We start from the raw sequence: 14,887 nt of genomic DNA, 5'->3' as shown, positions 1-14,887 counted from the left end.
TATAAATAAGTTCTAACTTGATGCTTATTTCGTATATTTTTATGGGAGTGATATTTTAGTATATGTAGTAGATTTAAATGAAATGGAAATAATGTTTAAACAATGTGTATATATATGTATATAATATTGAATAGGAAATTTGCTAGTAGTATAATAGTTAGGGTGTTTAAAGTGAAAATAAGGAGGGGTAGTGTTGAATTATAAAAAAGAATCTAGAAAAATGAATGGAAAAATATTATTTGTCGTAGCAATAACACTAATTAGTACCCTTTTTATTTTTGTTGGATGTAATTCTAAGAAGAAACAAACGGAAGAAGAAAATCCGGTTATAAATAATTATACCAGTGCATTATTAGAAAAAAATAATAATATATATATTTTTGATGAAGATGAGGAATATTTAGAGGGTGTAGGAGATTTGCATAGGCTGAAAGAACTTTCTACTTTAAGTAATGATTGGAGGAATATAGCTTTTAAATATTTAGATGAAAATGATAAAATAAATATATATAGTATGGATAAAGAAGAATATAAGGTTTTACAAATAAATGATTTAGATGAAAATCAGATATCTAATTTATCATGGATGAACAATAAATTAGTAGTGCATTTATATGTAAATCCTACCACTAGTAAATATTTAATTTATGATGTAGATACCTTAGAGCTTTTAAATTCCTGTGAAGGAATCTTAATAGATGTTCTTAATGAAGGAAGTACTCTAGTTTATGGTAAAGCTAGCAACGGAATTACTACTATATACTTTAACGATAAAAAAGTAGTAACTTTAGAAGATAGCGGTGAAGTTTTATTAAAGGGAAAGGTATCTCCTAAAAAGGATGAGATTACTTTTATTACCTTTAGTTTTGATAAAAAAAAGTTAACTCAATGCGAATATTTGTATAGAGGGAAAATTGAAAATGGTAAAGTTAAGGATGTTCTAAAGACAGTTAAGCCGTATGAGATAAACGGAGATATAGTTTATAAAGGTGATGAACTATTTATAAATAGTGAAACAAGAAATTATTTAATAGAAGACGAAGAGTTCATTGAGGAAGAAAATGAGGAAGTGAAGAAAAAATTAAGCCAAAACTCTATGAAACTTAAAACTATGCTTAAAAATACCTTTGAAAGCGAAAATATTAATGAAAATCTATCATGGTCTGAAATTGGAGTTTATAATATTACCTGGTTTACTAGGTAATATTTTTTTGTCCGATGACTACCAGCTCTAATACTCCCATCTTCTTCAAAGTGAAAGTCAAGAGCTGCTACGTCCCTGGATAACGATTTCTAAAGCTTCAAAGGAGTTAAGAAATCTGTTTATGTCTAAATTATGAATGTATATCAATATAGGTGCAATGATGTATAAAATTTTATAAAATTTATTGTAATATTTAAAATATACAGATAAATATTTCAAATGGCTTTTTTGGAAGAGTTTATTAAGGGTAAATCTGTTGACACCTTGTCGAGGCTTCAATATAATTAACGAGGGAAATGAATAATTAATCTTATAATGTAGAAATATTGGAGGAATTATTAATGGATAAAAAAATGCTATCGCCTGAGGAAATTACCAATTATGTAGAGCAGGTTGGAGTAAAAAAGGCTAATAATAAATGTGTGCAAACTCTTTTTTTAGGGATTTTAGCAGGTGCATTCATAGCTTTAGGAGCATATGCATCATCAGTAGCATCACATGGAATTAGTGATCCTGGATTACAGAAGTTTATAGCAGGGATAGTATTTCCGGTTGGATTAATACTAGTATTAATATGTGGATCAGAATTATTCACAGGAAATTCATTATTAAGTGTAGCTTGGGCAGAAAAAAAGATAACTACAGGCCAAATGTTTAGAAATTGGGTTCTTGTTTGGATAGGTAATTTTATAGGAGCTACATTTATAGCAATATTAGTTTTTGAAGCAGGACTTTTATCAACAGGAACCGTTGGAGGATATGCTGTTAAAGTGGCAGCTGCTAAGGCAAGTATAGGTTTTGTGCCTGCAATTGCAAGTGGAATATTATGTAATGTAATAGTATGCGTATGTGTATGGGGTACCTATGCAGCTAAAGATGTGACAGGAAAAATATTTATGGGTTTCTTTCCAATATTTGCTTTTGTTATATCAGGTTTTGAACACTGCGTAGCTAATATGTTTTACTTTTCTATAGGGTTACTTGCAAAAACAAATCCAGCTTTTGTTGAAGCATCCCATGCATCTGCTGAAAAATTAGATAACCTAACTATAGGTGGAATTTTTAATAATTTAATTCCAGTAACCATAGGAAACATTATTGGTGGAGCCGTTTGTGTTGGATTAGCCTATTGGTTTATATATAGAAAATGTAATAAAAAGAAGATTGTAGTAAAAGAAAAGTTATCAGCATAATATATGAAAAAATATATAGAAAAATCATGTTAAAACATAGGCTTTAACATGATTTTTTTAAAATAGAATCTTATATATAATTGTAAAAATCTATATTAATTTGTAAAAATCTATTTTATATTTAGAGCACATAATATAAAATAGATAGTATAAAGACAAATACTAATTTGATTAATGGGGATGGTTATATGAAAAAAAAGTAAGAATTATAAGTGCTATTGTAGCTTTAAGTATAATGGGGGCTATAGCCTTTAGTATTAATGATAGAGCAGAAGTAGAGGTAGTGAAAATAAGATTAGCTGGGAGCACAAGATACGAAACTAATATTCAAGTTTTAAATACTTTTAAGGAAAATATTAATTTAAGTAAAATATACTTAGCATCAGGAGTGAATTTTCCAGATGGACTAGTTGGAGCACCTATAGCAGCTTTAACCTCTTCTCCTATAATTCTTATAGAGGAAACAGGAAATTACTATCCTAAGGAGTTAGAAAGAATAAAAGGGATAAAATCTGATCAAGTATTAATTTTAGGAGGAAATACAGTAATTAGTGACAACATAGTTAATAAGGTTTTAGAAGCAGTAAATTATGAGGAGAAATTTAAGGTTTTAAGTATTGAATAGTTCAAAAGTGGGTGAAATTAAAGTGAGAGCTGTAGAAGATGTGCTTAAGGACCTACCCTTAGGGGTATCAGCTTTAACAGAACGAAAGGTTGAAAATAGACAGGTGACTTATATAATAATTAAAGATGATTTTAAAGATTTTTTATATTTACCTAATTCTATGAACTTTAATTTTAAAAGTGCTTATGTAAAAAGTAATAAAGTAATTTCAGGTCATTTAATTATAAAAATGAAAGATGACATTAAAGAAAAATACTATCCTTTTCACTTTAATTATTATAACGAAAAAACATTAAGTTTAATTATAAATTTAAGCCGTCAAAGCAAAATATACTTAATACTAGGTAATAAATATAATGAATATAAAGTAGTTTGTTTTAGAAATAGTTTAAAGAGTTTTTTTAGAAGATATATAATTAACTGTATAAGTTATGGTCATCGCTGGAATGATAAAGATTATAAAGAATCAATTTATAATCTTGTATCTTCATTCCCTAGTATGGATGATCTATGGGATCAATTAGGGGGAGAAATTACTATGAATATACTGAAAAAAGTATAAGATTAGATATGAAATTCATAGAAAAATTCAAAATCTACAAAAAACTTATATTAATTTAAAAATTTTTTTAAAAAAACCATTGCATTTCTAAAATATTAGATTTATAATGATTACATGATAAAAAATATATTGAATTGTTTTAAAATTTAATATTGAGTCATAAGTAGAGGCGCTTATAAATTGGTAACTGGTAAATGCTAAAGAGAATACCCTCTGATGTTACAGTGAATTGTTTATAGGCCGAAAGGATACATAGGTATTTTGTATTGCTTGGGGATAAGACACAAAGTTTTATCACTGCCATGTTTTATGGTGAGCTATTTATGGAATGAAAAATATTCATTGCATTGATAGTTCTAACTAACCAAGTTATCAAATGGTGTTGAATATTTTCAACGCCATTTTTTATTTATATATATTTATACTAAAAAGTTATACATAAATAAAAAGTAAACGATTATTTTATAGGGGGACAAGAAAATGAAATCAATAATCAGATTAAGAATGAGCGCACATGATGCACACTACGGTGGAAATCTTGTTGATGGAGCAAGAATGCTACAACTATTTGGAGATGTAGCTACAGAATTACTAATACAAAACGATGGAGACGAAGGTCTATTCAAGGCTTATGAAAACGTAGAATTCATGGCACCTGTATTTGCTGGAGATTATATCGAAGCTGTAGGTGAAATCGTACACGTTGGAAACACATCAAGAAAAATGACTTTTGAAGCTAGAAAAGTAATAGTTCCAAGACCTGAAATCAACGATTCAGCTTGTGATGTTTTAGAAGAGCCAATAGTTGTTTGTAGAGCAACTGGAGTATGCGTAGTACCAAAAGATAAGAAGAGAAAATAATTAAGTGCAAGATTCCTTGCAGAAACATTGTTAAAAAATTAACCATATAGGAGGATTTTAAATGGAAAAGTTAATAATTGCTGCAGCTATTTGTGGTGCAGAGGTTACTAAAGAACAAAATCCAAATGTTCCTTACACAGTGGAAGAAATTGGTCAAGAGGCAGAAAAGTGTTATAAAGCTGGAGCTAGTATAATCCACCTTCACGTTAGAGAAGATGATGGTACTCCAACTCAAGACAAAGATAGATTTGCAGCTTGCATAGCTGAAATTAAAAGAAGATGTCCAGACGTTATCGTTCAACCATCTACTGGTGGTGCTGTAGGAATGAGTAACGCAGAAAGACTTCAACCAGTTGATTTAAGTCCAGAAATGGCAACGTTAGACTGTGGAACTTGTAACTTTGGTGGAGACGAAATATTTGTTAATACAGAGAACACAATCAAAGAATTCGGGGAGAAAATGATCGAGTTGAACGTTAAGCCTGAAATCGAAGTATTTGATAAAGGTATGATTGATATGGCGATCAGACTTCATAAAAAAGGATTTATAAAAGCACCAATGCACTTCAACTTCGTTATGGGAGTTAACGGTGGTATAAGCGCTGAAATAAGAGACTTTGTATTTATGAAAGATAGTATTCCAGCAGGAAGTACTTACACAGTATCAGGAATAGGTAGAAATGAATTCCCGTTAGCTACAATGTCAATGATGGCAGGTGGACATGTAAGAGTTGGATTTGAAGATAACGTATACTTATCAAAAGGCGTTATGGCTGAAAGCAATGCTGACCTAGTTGAAAAAGCTGTAAGAATAGCTAAAGAATTAGGAAGAGAAATTGCAACTCCAGCAGAAGCAAGAGAAATATTAGGACTTAAAGCTTTATAATTTAAAGCATAATATAGAAGTTATTTTTAACGTTAAAGATTAAAAATATAATAAACAATAATAAGTAGAAAAAAATTTAATGAGACTAAAGTAAAAGGAGTGTTTTTAATGAAAAAAGGATGTAAATATGGAACTCACAGAGTAATAACACCAGCAGGAGTATTACCACAACCAGCTTTAAAAATAGACAATACTATGGAAATATACGATAACGAAATACTTATCGATGTTCAAGCATTAAACGTTGACTCAGCAAGCTTTACACAAATCGAAGAAGAAGCTGGACATGACGTAGAAAAAATAAAAGCAAAAATCCTTGAAATCGTTGGAGAAAGAGGAAAAATGCAAAACCCTGTAACTGGTTCAGGCGGAATGCTTATCGGAAGAATCGCTAAAATAGGAGCTGCATTAGAAGGAAAAACTGATCTTAAAGTTGGAGACAAAATCTCTACATTAGTATCACTTTCATTAACTCCACTTAAAATAGAAGAAATTATCGATATTAAACCTGACATCGATAGAGTAGAAATTAAAGGTCAAGCTATATTATTCGAAAGCGGATTATATGCTAAACTTCCAGAAGATATGGAAGAAACTTTAGCACTAGCTGCACTAGACGTAGCAGGAGCTCCAGCTCAAGTTGCTAAATTAGTTAGACCAGGACAATCAGTTCTTTTATTAGGAGCAGCAGGAAAATCAGGAATGTTATGTTGCTACGAAGCAGTTAAAAGAGTTGGACCAACAGGAAATGTTATTGGTTTAGTTAGAAACGAAGAAGAAGCTGCAAGATTAAGAAGATTAAACTTAAACATGAAAATAGTTATCGGAGATGCTACTAAAGCTATCGACGTAATGAACTTAGCTTTAGCTAACAACAACGGCGAAGAAGTTGATGTATCTATCAACATAGTTAACGTTCAAAACACAGAAATGTCAACTATATTACCAGTTAAAGATGACGGTATAGTTTACTTCTTCTCAATGGCTACAGCATTCACTAAAGCTGCTTTAGGAGCTGAGGGTGTAGGTAAAGACGTAACTATGATAGTAGGAAACGGATATACTAAAGGACATGCTGAAATAACATTACAAGAGTTAAGAGAAAACGAAACTCTAAGAGCTATATTCCAAGAATTATACGTTTAATCCGTAGATTATAATTGATTAATTAATAAAATTAATATATATAAATGTGAAATTATAGGGGGTAACAATTAATGAATACAACTCGTAGAAAAGAATTATTTCCAAACGTTACAGATGAACAATGGTTTGACTGGAAATGGCAAACAAAAAACAGAATAGAAACTTTAGATGAATTAAAGAAGTATATTCCATTAACTCCAGAAGAAGAAGAAGGAGCTAAAAAATGTCTTGAAACTTTAAGAATGGCTATAACTCCTTACTACTTATCATTAATCGATCCAAGCAATCCTAATGACCCAGTAAGATTACAAGCTATTCCAACAGGATTAGAAGCTCACAAATCTGCTGCAGATTTAGAAGACCCACTACATGAAGATACAGATTCTCCAGTACCTGGATTAACTCATAGATATCCAGATAGAGTATTACTTCTTATAACTGACCAATGCTCTATGTACTGCAGACACTGCACAAGAAGAAGATTTGCAGGACAAAGCGATGACTGCATGCCAATGGAAAGAATAGATAAAGCTATAGATTATATCAGCAAAACACCAGTAATCAGAGACGTTCTATTATCAGGTGGAGATGCTTTACTAGTTGACGATTCAGTACTTGAGTACATCATCAGCAAATTAAGAGCAATACCACACGTAGAAATAATCAGAATTGGTTCAAGAACACCAGTAGTTATGCCACAAAGAATTACTGATGGACTTGTAAATATGTTAAAGAAATACCACCCAATCTGGTTAAATACTCACTTTAACCATCCAAACGAAATCACAGAAGAGTCTAAAGCTGCATGTGAAAGAATGGCTAATGCTGGTATACCACTAGGAAACCAATCAGTACTTCTAAGAGGAGTAAATGACTGTGTTCACACAATGAAACAATTAGTTAACGATTTAGTTAAAATCAGAGTTAGACCTTACTACATCTATCAATGTGACTTATCATTAGGACTAGAGCACTTCAGAACTCCAGTTTCTAAAGGTATCGAAATCATTGAAGGATTAAGAGGACATACTTCTGGATACTGCGTACCAACATTCGTTGTTGACGCTCCAGGCGGCGGTGGAAAAACTCCAGTTATGCCAAACTATGTAATTTCTCAAAGCCATGATAAAGTAATACTTAGAAACTTTGAAGGAGTTATAACTACTTATTCTGAGCCAACAAACTACACTCCAGGATGTACTTGTGATGTTTGTACAGGTAAGAAATCAGTTCATAAAGTTGGAGTTGCTGGATTATTAAACGGTGAAAAACTTGCTTTAGAACCAACAGGATTAGAAAGAAACGAAAGACACGCTCACTAGAATATAGTTAGAAGTGATCTTAATGAATGAAATTTTAAAGTTATTAAAACCATATAAAAGTGTATCTATTATAGGTATGAATAAAAATGTGGGAAAAACTACGACTTTAAACCATATATTGAAGGAGGCTAGGGGCTCTGTGTCCCTTGGCCTAACTTCTATAGGGAGAGATGGTGAAGAGTTAGACAGGGTTACGGCTACAGAGAAACCTAAGATATATATTGAAAAGGGGACTGTGATTGCTACAGCCAAACAATGTCTTTTAAATAGTGATTTCACAAGAGAGATTGTAAGAACTACAGGAATAAATACTCCTATGGGAGAAGTTGTTATTTGTAAAGCCTTAAGTGATGGTTATGTGGATTTAGGAGGACCTTCCGTGAATTCATATATGACCAATATAAAAGATCAATTATTAAGTCTTCAGTGTGATCTTGTAATAGTAGATGGAGCTTTAAGTAGAAAGACCTTTGCTTCACCCGCCATAACAGAAGCTACAGTGTTATCTACAGGAGCTGCTCTATCAAGAAGTATGAAGACCGTCATAAGTGAGACAAAACATACTATGGATCTATTAAGTTTACCCCATGAGCAAGATAGGTCTATTTTAAATGTCGCAACAAAAATATGTGATTCAGGAATTATAGGCATCATATATAAAGATGGTACCTATAAAGTACTAGAGGTTTTAACTGCCCTAGAAGCTTCAAAAGAAATTGTTGAAGCTTTGAGTGAACAAGTATCCCATGTAGTTATTAAAGGTGCAGTATCTGACAAACTTATTAAAAATATAATGACTTCTACTAACCTATATAAAGATATAACTTTTCTTGTGGAAGATGGTACAAAGCTATTTATAAGTAGTGAAAGCCTTTATAGATTTCATAGGCAAGGTGGAGTCATAAAGGTCCTAAATAAGATAACTGTGGTTTGCATAACTTCAAATCCAAAATCACCTTATGGATATGAATTTCCAAAGGATGAATTCTTAAAAGGTCTTAGAGAGGCTGTTAATATTCCAGTATTTGATGTAGTAGGGGGGAAATAATATGAAGTTTTTAGATAATGAACAAAGAGCTCAAATAGGGTTTTCCTTTATTATGGATGAGCTGGGCATAATAACTCCTTATGGTACTGAGGAAAAGAAGCTAATAAAACCTTTTAAAATTAATGAGCATGATAAATTGGTAGAAGAGCTTACTAATGTAGAGCTTATGATGGGCCATATGGAAGAATACCATGATGAGTTTAACGATATAGTAAGACTTCTACACAAAATTAAAGATATAAGAAACACATTAAGAAGAGCAGAGAAGGTAGAAATATTAGATGAAGTTGAACTTTATGAGGTGAAATATGTATCTATACTTTTGGAAGAGCTTAAATTAGTTTTAGAAAATATTAATTTATCTATAGGTAAGATTAAGCTTAATTCTCTAGAAGAAGTAATAGATATACTAGATCCTAGTAAGAAACGTATATCTACATTCTATATTTATGAAGAGTATAGCGAAAAACTTTCTCAGATAAGAAAATTAAAAGGTGAAAAGGAAAAAGCAATTTTTTCTTGCAATGATGAAAGCCTTATTGAAAAGTTAAAACAAGAGCGATTAGATATTGTTATTCAAGAGGAAGAAGAAGAGTTACATATTAGAAAAGAACTTACTTCTAAATTGTCCTCCTTTAGTAAGGATATATCAGAAAATTTAAAGGTGGTAGGTATTTTAGATTTATTAATGGCAAAGGCAAGCATTGCTATTAAATACAATTGTGTTAAACCGACCATAGTTAAAGATATGAATATTGACATAGAGGATGGAGTAAATCCTGAAATTGAAGCGATCCTTAAGAAAAAAGGAAAAGCATTCTCTCCTGTTAACATACAGCTTCATGGAGGAACTACGGTGATAACTGGAGCTAATATGGGTGGAAAGAGTGTAGCATTAAAGACTATTGTTTTAAACCTATTTCTTGGTCAATTGGGCTTCTTTGTATTTGCTAAAAAGGCAACTTATCCGATATTAGATTTTATCCATTTTGTATCAGATGATATGCAATCTATATCTAAGGGATTAAGTACTTTTGGAGCTGAGATAATTAAATTAAAAGAAGTAGTAGAGTGCGTAAAACGCGGAGATGGATTCGTAGCTCTTGATGAGTTCGCTAGGGGAACAAACCCTAAAGAAGGATATTACCTTGTAAAATCTCTTGCAAACTATCTACAAAAATTTAACACTGCTAGTATAATATCTACTCACTATGATGGTGTGGTAGAGGAACCAATGGTTCATTATCAAGTTGTAGGACTAAAAAATATAGACTTTGAGAAACTAAAATATAAGATTGATCTTAATAAGACTCATTCAGTTGAAATTATCCAAGAGCATATGGAATATAAACTTGAAAGAGTATCTAAGACAAATCAAGTACCTAAGGATGCGCTAAATATAGCGATGCTATTAGGATTAGAAAAAGACATAGTAAATATAGCGAAAACATATTATGAGGAGGAGTACAATGGAAAGTAAATTAAATTTAGATTTAAATCTAGTTGCTAAAGCTAGAGAATCATCAAAGAATATAGCTCAAGACACTCAAAAGTTTATAGACAGACATACTACAGTAGCTGTAGAAAGAACTGTATGTAGATTATTAGGTATAGATGGTGTAGATGAATTTGGAGTACCACTACCAAACGTAGTTGTAGAAAACATTAAAGCTGGAAATGGATTATCTGTTGGAGTTGCTGCATTAGTAGGTAATGCTATGGTTAACACTGGATTAACTCCACAAGAAATAGCAGAAAAAGTAGCTAAAAATGAATTAGATTTAACTAAACTACCTATGAAAGATATGTTTGAAATAAAAATGGCAATTGAAAAAGTTGCTAAAAACATGGTAGCTACAATCAAAGCTAACAGAGGCGAGAGAGAAGCTTACCTTGAAAAATTCGGCGATAAAACAGGTCCATATCTTTATGTTATCGTTGCTACAGGAAATATCTATGAAGATATAATTCAAGCTAAAGCTGCTGCAAAACAAGGTGCAGACGTTATAGCTGTTATCAGAACAACAGGACAAAGCTTACTTGACTACGTTCCATACGGAATAACAACTGAAGGATTCGGAGGAACTTTTGCAACTCAAGAAAACTTCAGACTTATGAGAGCTGCTTTAGATGAAGTTGGAGAAGAATTAGGAAGATACATCAGATTATGTAACTACTGTTCAGGATTATGTATGCCAGAAATAGCTGCTATGGGAGCTATAGAAAGACTTGACGTAATGCTTAACGATGCATTATACGGAATTCTTTTCAGAGATATCAACATGCAAAGAACTATAGTTGACCAATATTTCTCAAGAGTAATCAATGGTTTTGCAGGAGTTATAATCAACACTGGTGAAGATAACTACTTAACAACTGCTGATGCTGTTGAAGAAGCTCACACAGTACTTGCTTCTCAATTCATCAATGAGCAATTTGCTTTAGTTGCAGGACTTCCAGAAGAACAAATGGGTCTAGGACACGCATTTGAAATAAACCCAAATGTTGAAAATGGATTCCTATATGAGCTTGCTCAAGCACAAATGGCTAGAGAAATATTCCCTAAAGCACCACTTAAATACATGCCTCCAACTAAGTTCATGACTGGAGATATATTCAAGGGTCAAGTACAAGATGCATTATTTAACATGGTTACAATAATGACTAGTCAAAAATTACACTTATTAGGAATGTTAACAGAAGCTATACACACTCCATTTATGAGTGATAGAGCACTATCTATTGATAATGCACAATATATATTCCATACAATGAAAGACCTTGGTTCTGAAATCACTTTCAAAAAAGGTGGAATCATGGAAACAAGAGTTGATGAAGTTCTAGGAAAAGCTGCTGATCTATTATCTGTAATAGAAAAAGAAGGTTTATTCAGTACTTTAGAGCAAGGTAAATTTGCAGGTATTAAGAGACCTCTAAACGGAGGAAAAGGATTAGATGGAGTTGTTGAGAAGGAAGCTAACTACTTCAACCCATTTATAGATTTAATGTTAGGAGGAAACAGATAATGAGTGGTGGATTATATTCAACAGAAGTTAGAGATTACGATACTAATTTAGATCTAACTAAGCTTAAACCTTACGGAGATACTATGAACGATGGAAAGGTTCAAGTGAGTCTTACTTTACCAGTTAAAGATGATGAAAGAGGAATAGAAGCTGCTATTCAACTTGCAAAATCAATGGGACTTAAAGATCCAAACGTTGCTCATCACGGAGCACTAGATAAAGAATTTACATTCTATGTAGTATATGGTTCATTAACTCATACTGTTAACTATGAAGAGATTCATGTTCAAACTGTAGAAGTAGATACTATGTCTATGTCAGAAGTTGGAGAATACATTGAAGAGCACATTGGAAGAGATGTAGTTATCATTGGAGCTTCAACAGGAACAGACGCTCATACAGTTGGAATAGACGCTATCATGAACATGAAAGGTTTCGCTGGTCACTATGGTCTTGAAAGATACAAAGGTATCGAAGCTTACAACCTAGGAAGCCAAGTAGAAAACGAAGAATTCGTTAAGAAAGCTATCGAGCTAAAAGCTGACGTTCTTCTAGTATCTCAAACAGTTACACAAAAGGATGTACACATCCAAAACCTTACTAACCTTGTAGAGCTTTTAGAAGCAGAAGGTTTAAGAGATAAAGTTGTATTAATCTGTGGTGGTCCAAGAATAACTCACGAACTTGCTAAAGAATTAGGATACGATGCAGGATTCGGACCAGGAAAATATGCAGATGACGTTGCTAGCTTTGCTGTAACTGAAATAGTTGAAAGAAAGTTAGTTTAATTTAAGAAGTTTAATGTTTAAAAGTCTAGTTTAATGTTTATATATTTAGTTTATAGGGATAAAAACTAAAAGGGTTACGTGAAATAAAATTATAGGGTATATAAGTAGAATGAAGAAATTCATTCTACTTTATTTTTTACTCCAAATCTACGATTTGGCTAAGTAAAAATAAGTGAGAATCTAAATCTTTGATTTAGTAGTTCGAACTTACTCCTTAGAACGTATGTAAAAAGGAGTTCCTATTGAAAATAAATGTGACAATGAGTTTCCTCAAGAGCGAAGCGAAAAGTCATGTTAGTGACATCACTCCACACTTTAACACACATATAATCATACTACTAAAATAGCCCATTTCCCCAAAGCCCCATGAATATAACAACTATTTAAAATTTTAAAATGTTTCCTTTTCAACTAGCTAAAAAGTTCCTTAATTTCCTATATAAATAGTAACCTGAGAACAGGTATATGAATTATATAGGAAATCACAGATGTTTTATTAAAGAAATAAGGATTTACTTACTACTAAAGATGAAATTATATATTCATAACCCTAATTCGATAATATTGTATGCATACAAAAATAATAAAATATATTATTTTGAAGAAGTGTATTGATTAATTGTGTATAATATGGAATAATTGTATTGTAAAGTTTAATTGAATAGATACAAAATATAGATACAATTTTGTTTTGTACTAGAATGTGGGGGGAATATAAATGAATACAAGATCAGAGTTAAACAAAAACCTTGCAGAAATGCTAAAGGGTGGAGTAATTATGGATGTAGTTAATGCTGAAGAAGCTATAATTGCAGAGAAAGCAGGTGCAGTTGCTGTAATGGCTTTGGAACGTGTGCCTTCTGATATTAGAAAGCAAGGCGGAGTTGCTAGAATGTCAGATCCTAAGATGATAAAAGAAATTCAAAAGGCCGTATCTATTCCAGTAATGGCAAAGGTAAGAATAGGTCATTTTGTTGAGGCGCAAATATTAGAGGCCATTAAGATCGATTATATAGATGAAAGTGAGGTACTAACTCCAGCGGATGATTTATTTCATATAGATAAAAAAAGCTTTAATGTACCTTTTGTATGTGGAGCTAGAAACTTAGGAGAAGCTCTAAGAAGAATTGGTGAGGGAGCTTCCATGATAAGAACTAAAGGGGAAGCTGGGACTGGAGATGTTGTAGAAGCTGTAAGACATATGAGAACTATGATGAGCGAAATAAGAAAAGTACAAAATACTCCTAAAGAAGAGCTTATGACTATAGCTAAGGAAATGGGAGCTCCTTATGACCTAATAGTGTATGTTCATAATCACGGAAAACTTCCGGTAGTTAATTTTGCTGCTGGTGGAGTAGCTACACCAGCTGATGCAGCTTTAATGATGCAGCTTGGAAGTGATGGAGTTTTCGTTGGTTCAGGTATATTTAAATCAGCGGATCCTGAAAAAAGAGCTAAAGCCATAGTACATGCTGTAGCAAACTATAATAATCCTGAGATTTTATCACAGGTTTCTGAGGATTTAGGAGAGCCTATGGACAGTATAAATACTAAGGACCTACCAGATGGTAAATTATATGCATCAAGAGGATGGTAATGTAATGATAACGATAGGTGTACTAGATTTACAAGGAGCTGTAAAAGAACATGTAGATAAGATTAATAACATAAGTGGAGCTACAGCCTTAAGAGTGAAGAATAGAAAGGATTTAGAAGCTATAGACGGGCTTATAATTCCAGGAGGAGAAAGTACCACCATAGGAAAATTATTAAGAGATTTTCATATGCTATCTCCACTAAAAAGTAAAATTGAAAATGGACTACCAGTATGGGGAACCTGTGCAGGTATGATAATTCTCGCTAAATCCATCCTAGGAAGCGATTATAATCATTTAGGAGTTATGGATATAGAAGTAAGAAGAAATGCCTATGGTTCTCAATTAGACAGCTTTATAACGGATGAAATTTTGGAAGATGTAAGTGAAGAAACAATACCTCTAGTATTTATAAGAGCACCTTACGTTGAAAAGGTACATGAAGGAGTAAAAGTATTATGTAAACTAGATGAAAAAATTATAGCATGCAGACAAAACAACATACTAGCAACCTCCTTCCATCCAGAGCTAACAAAAGACTTAACAATGCATAAATATTTCTACAACATGTGCAAAGATAGATTGAAATAAATAATGAGCTTGCCCTTTAATATAAGGGTAAGCTCATTAT

The 14,887-nt window shown here is 32.1% G+C and carries 14 protein-coding genes and 1 riboswitch; all 14 genes read left to right on the top strand.

Annotation, left to right across the window (positions count from 1 at the left end; genetic code table 11):
- The first annotated feature begins 193 nt into the window (after positions 1-193).
- A complete protein-coding gene (locus tag ABDZ93_RS16310; protein WP_343827533.1) occupies positions 194-1,204 on the top strand; it encodes a hypothetical protein in 1,011 nt (336 codons plus the stop codon).
- 341 nt (positions 1,205-1,545) lie between these two features.
- A complete protein-coding gene (locus ABDZ93_RS16305) occupies positions 1,546-2,397 on the top strand; it encodes a formate/nitrite transporter family protein (protein WP_343827532.1) in 852 nt (283 codons plus the stop codon).
- Between the two features lie 235 nt (positions 2,398-2,632).
- Positions 2,633-3,022, top strand: a complete 390-nt coding sequence (locus tag ABDZ93_RS16300) for a cell wall-binding repeat-containing protein (RefSeq protein ID WP_343827531.1) — start codon at positions 2,633-2,635, stop codon at positions 3,020-3,022.
- Positions 3,015-3,584 (top strand): hypothetical protein, encoded by a 570-nt coding sequence (locus ABDZ93_RS16295; protein ID WP_343827530.1) that lies wholly within the window; start codon positions 3,015-3,017, stop codon positions 3,582-3,584. Before ABDZ93_RS16300 ends, ABDZ93_RS16295 begins: the two co-directional genes overlap by 8 nt.
- Positions 3,585-3,740: 156 nt before the next feature.
- Positions 3,741-3,912: riboswitch (Lysine riboswitch) on the top strand.
- Between the two features lie 152 nt (positions 3,913-4,064).
- Entirely contained in the window at positions 4,065-4,445 is a 381-nt protein-coding gene (kal, locus tag ABDZ93_RS16290; RefSeq protein WP_343827529.1) for a 3-aminobutyryl-CoA ammonia lyase, read from the top strand.
- Between the two features lie 61 nt (positions 4,446-4,506).
- Complete coding sequence (kce, locus tag ABDZ93_RS16285; RefSeq protein ID WP_343827528.1) at positions 4,507-5,331, top strand: 3-keto-5-aminohexanoate cleavage enzyme; 825 nt, start codon at positions 4,507-4,509, stop codon at positions 5,329-5,331.
- A gap of 108 nt (positions 5,332-5,439) precedes the next feature.
- On the top strand, positions 5,440-6,477 hold the full coding sequence (gene kdd / locus ABDZ93_RS16280) for an L-erythro-3,5-diaminohexanoate dehydrogenase (RefSeq protein WP_343827527.1): 1,038 nt from the start codon (positions 5,440-5,442) through the stop codon (positions 6,475-6,477).
- 71 nt (positions 6,478-6,548) lie between these two features.
- A complete protein-coding gene (gene kamA, locus ABDZ93_RS16275) occupies positions 6,549-7,799 on the top strand; it encodes a lysine 2,3-aminomutase (protein ID WP_343827526.1) in 1,251 nt (416 codons plus the stop codon).
- A 22-nt stretch (positions 7,800-7,821) separates the two neighbouring features.
- Positions 7,822-8,847 (top strand): lysine 5,6-aminomutase reactivase subunit KamB, encoded by a 1,026-nt coding sequence (gene kamB, locus ABDZ93_RS16270; RefSeq protein WP_343827525.1) that lies wholly within the window; start codon positions 7,822-7,824, stop codon positions 8,845-8,847.
- Position 8,848: 1 nt separating this feature from the next.
- On the top strand, positions 8,849-10,327 hold the full coding sequence (gene kamC / locus ABDZ93_RS16265) for a lysine 5,6-aminomutase reactivase ATPase KamC (protein WP_343827524.1): 1,479 nt from the start codon (positions 8,849-8,851) through the stop codon (positions 10,325-10,327).
- Positions 10,317-11,873 carry a lysine 5,6-aminomutase subunit alpha gene (gene kamD / locus ABDZ93_RS16260; RefSeq protein ID WP_343827523.1) on the top strand — a complete coding sequence of 519 codons (1,557 nt, stop codon included), beginning with the start codon at positions 10,317-10,319 and terminating at the stop codon, positions 11,871-11,873. The genes kamC and kamD overlap by 11 nt, the downstream gene beginning before the upstream one ends.
- Complete coding sequence (kamE, locus tag ABDZ93_RS16255; RefSeq protein WP_035130508.1) at positions 11,873-12,661, top strand: lysine 5,6-aminomutase subunit beta; 789 nt, start codon at positions 11,873-11,875, stop codon at positions 12,659-12,661. Before kamD ends, kamE begins: the two co-directional genes overlap by 1 nt.
- Positions 12,662-13,379: 718 nt before the next feature.
- A complete protein-coding gene (gene pdxS, locus ABDZ93_RS16250) occupies positions 13,380-14,258 on the top strand; it encodes a pyridoxal 5'-phosphate synthase lyase subunit PdxS (RefSeq protein WP_343827522.1) in 879 nt (292 codons plus the stop codon).
- 4 nt (positions 14,259-14,262) lie between these two features.
- The gene (gene pdxT / locus ABDZ93_RS16245; RefSeq protein WP_343827594.1) at positions 14,263-14,847 is read left to right on the top strand and encodes a pyridoxal 5'-phosphate synthase glutaminase subunit PdxT; all 585 of its coding nucleotides are present in this window, start codon (positions 14,263-14,265) and stop codon (positions 14,845-14,847) included.
- Positions 14,848-14,887 lie beyond the last annotated feature (40 nt).

Origin of the sequence: Clostridium subterminale (genome assembly GCF_039521425.1) — a bacterium.
Taxonomy (GTDB): domain Bacteria; phylum Bacillota; class Clostridia; order Clostridiales; family Clostridiaceae; genus Clostridium_J; species Clostridium_J subterminale.
This window is presented reverse-complemented; position numbering and strand designations above follow the sequence as displayed.

Coding starts and splice junctions, on each gene's coding strand:
- ABDZ93_RS16305 (WP_343827532.1), top strand. CDS start 1,546: ATGGATAAAAAAATGCTATCGCCTGAGGAAATTACCAATTATGTAGAG.
- ABDZ93_RS16300 (WP_343827531.1), top strand. CDS start 2,633: ATGGGGGCTATAGCCTTTAGTATTAATGATAGAGCAGAAGTAGAGGTA.
- kal (WP_343827529.1), top strand. CDS start 4,065: ATGAAATCAATAATCAGATTAAGAATGAGCGCACATGATGCACACTAC.
- kce (WP_343827528.1), top strand. CDS start 4,507: ATGGAAAAGTTAATAATTGCTGCAGCTATTTGTGGTGCAGAGGTTACT.
- kdd (WP_343827527.1), top strand. CDS start 5,440: ATGAAAAAAGGATGTAAATATGGAACTCACAGAGTAATAACACCAGCA.
- kamA (WP_343827526.1), top strand. CDS start 6,549: ATGAATACAACTCGTAGAAAAGAATTATTTCCAAACGTTACAGATGAA.
- kamB (WP_343827525.1), top strand. CDS start 7,822: ATGAATGAAATTTTAAAGTTATTAAAACCATATAAAAGTGTATCTATT.
- kamC (WP_343827524.1), top strand. CDS start 8,849: ATGAAGTTTTTAGATAATGAACAAAGAGCTCAAATAGGGTTTTCCTTT.
- kamD (WP_343827523.1), top strand. CDS start 10,317: ATGGAAAGTAAATTAAATTTAGATTTAAATCTAGTTGCTAAAGCTAGA.
- kamE (WP_035130508.1), top strand. CDS start 11,873: ATGAGTGGTGGATTATATTCAACAGAAGTTAGAGATTACGATACTAAT.
- pdxS (WP_343827522.1), top strand. CDS start 13,380: ATGAATACAAGATCAGAGTTAAACAAAAACCTTGCAGAAATGCTAAAG.
- pdxT (WP_343827594.1), top strand. CDS start 14,263: ATGATAACGATAGGTGTACTAGATTTACAAGGAGCTGTAAAAGAACAT.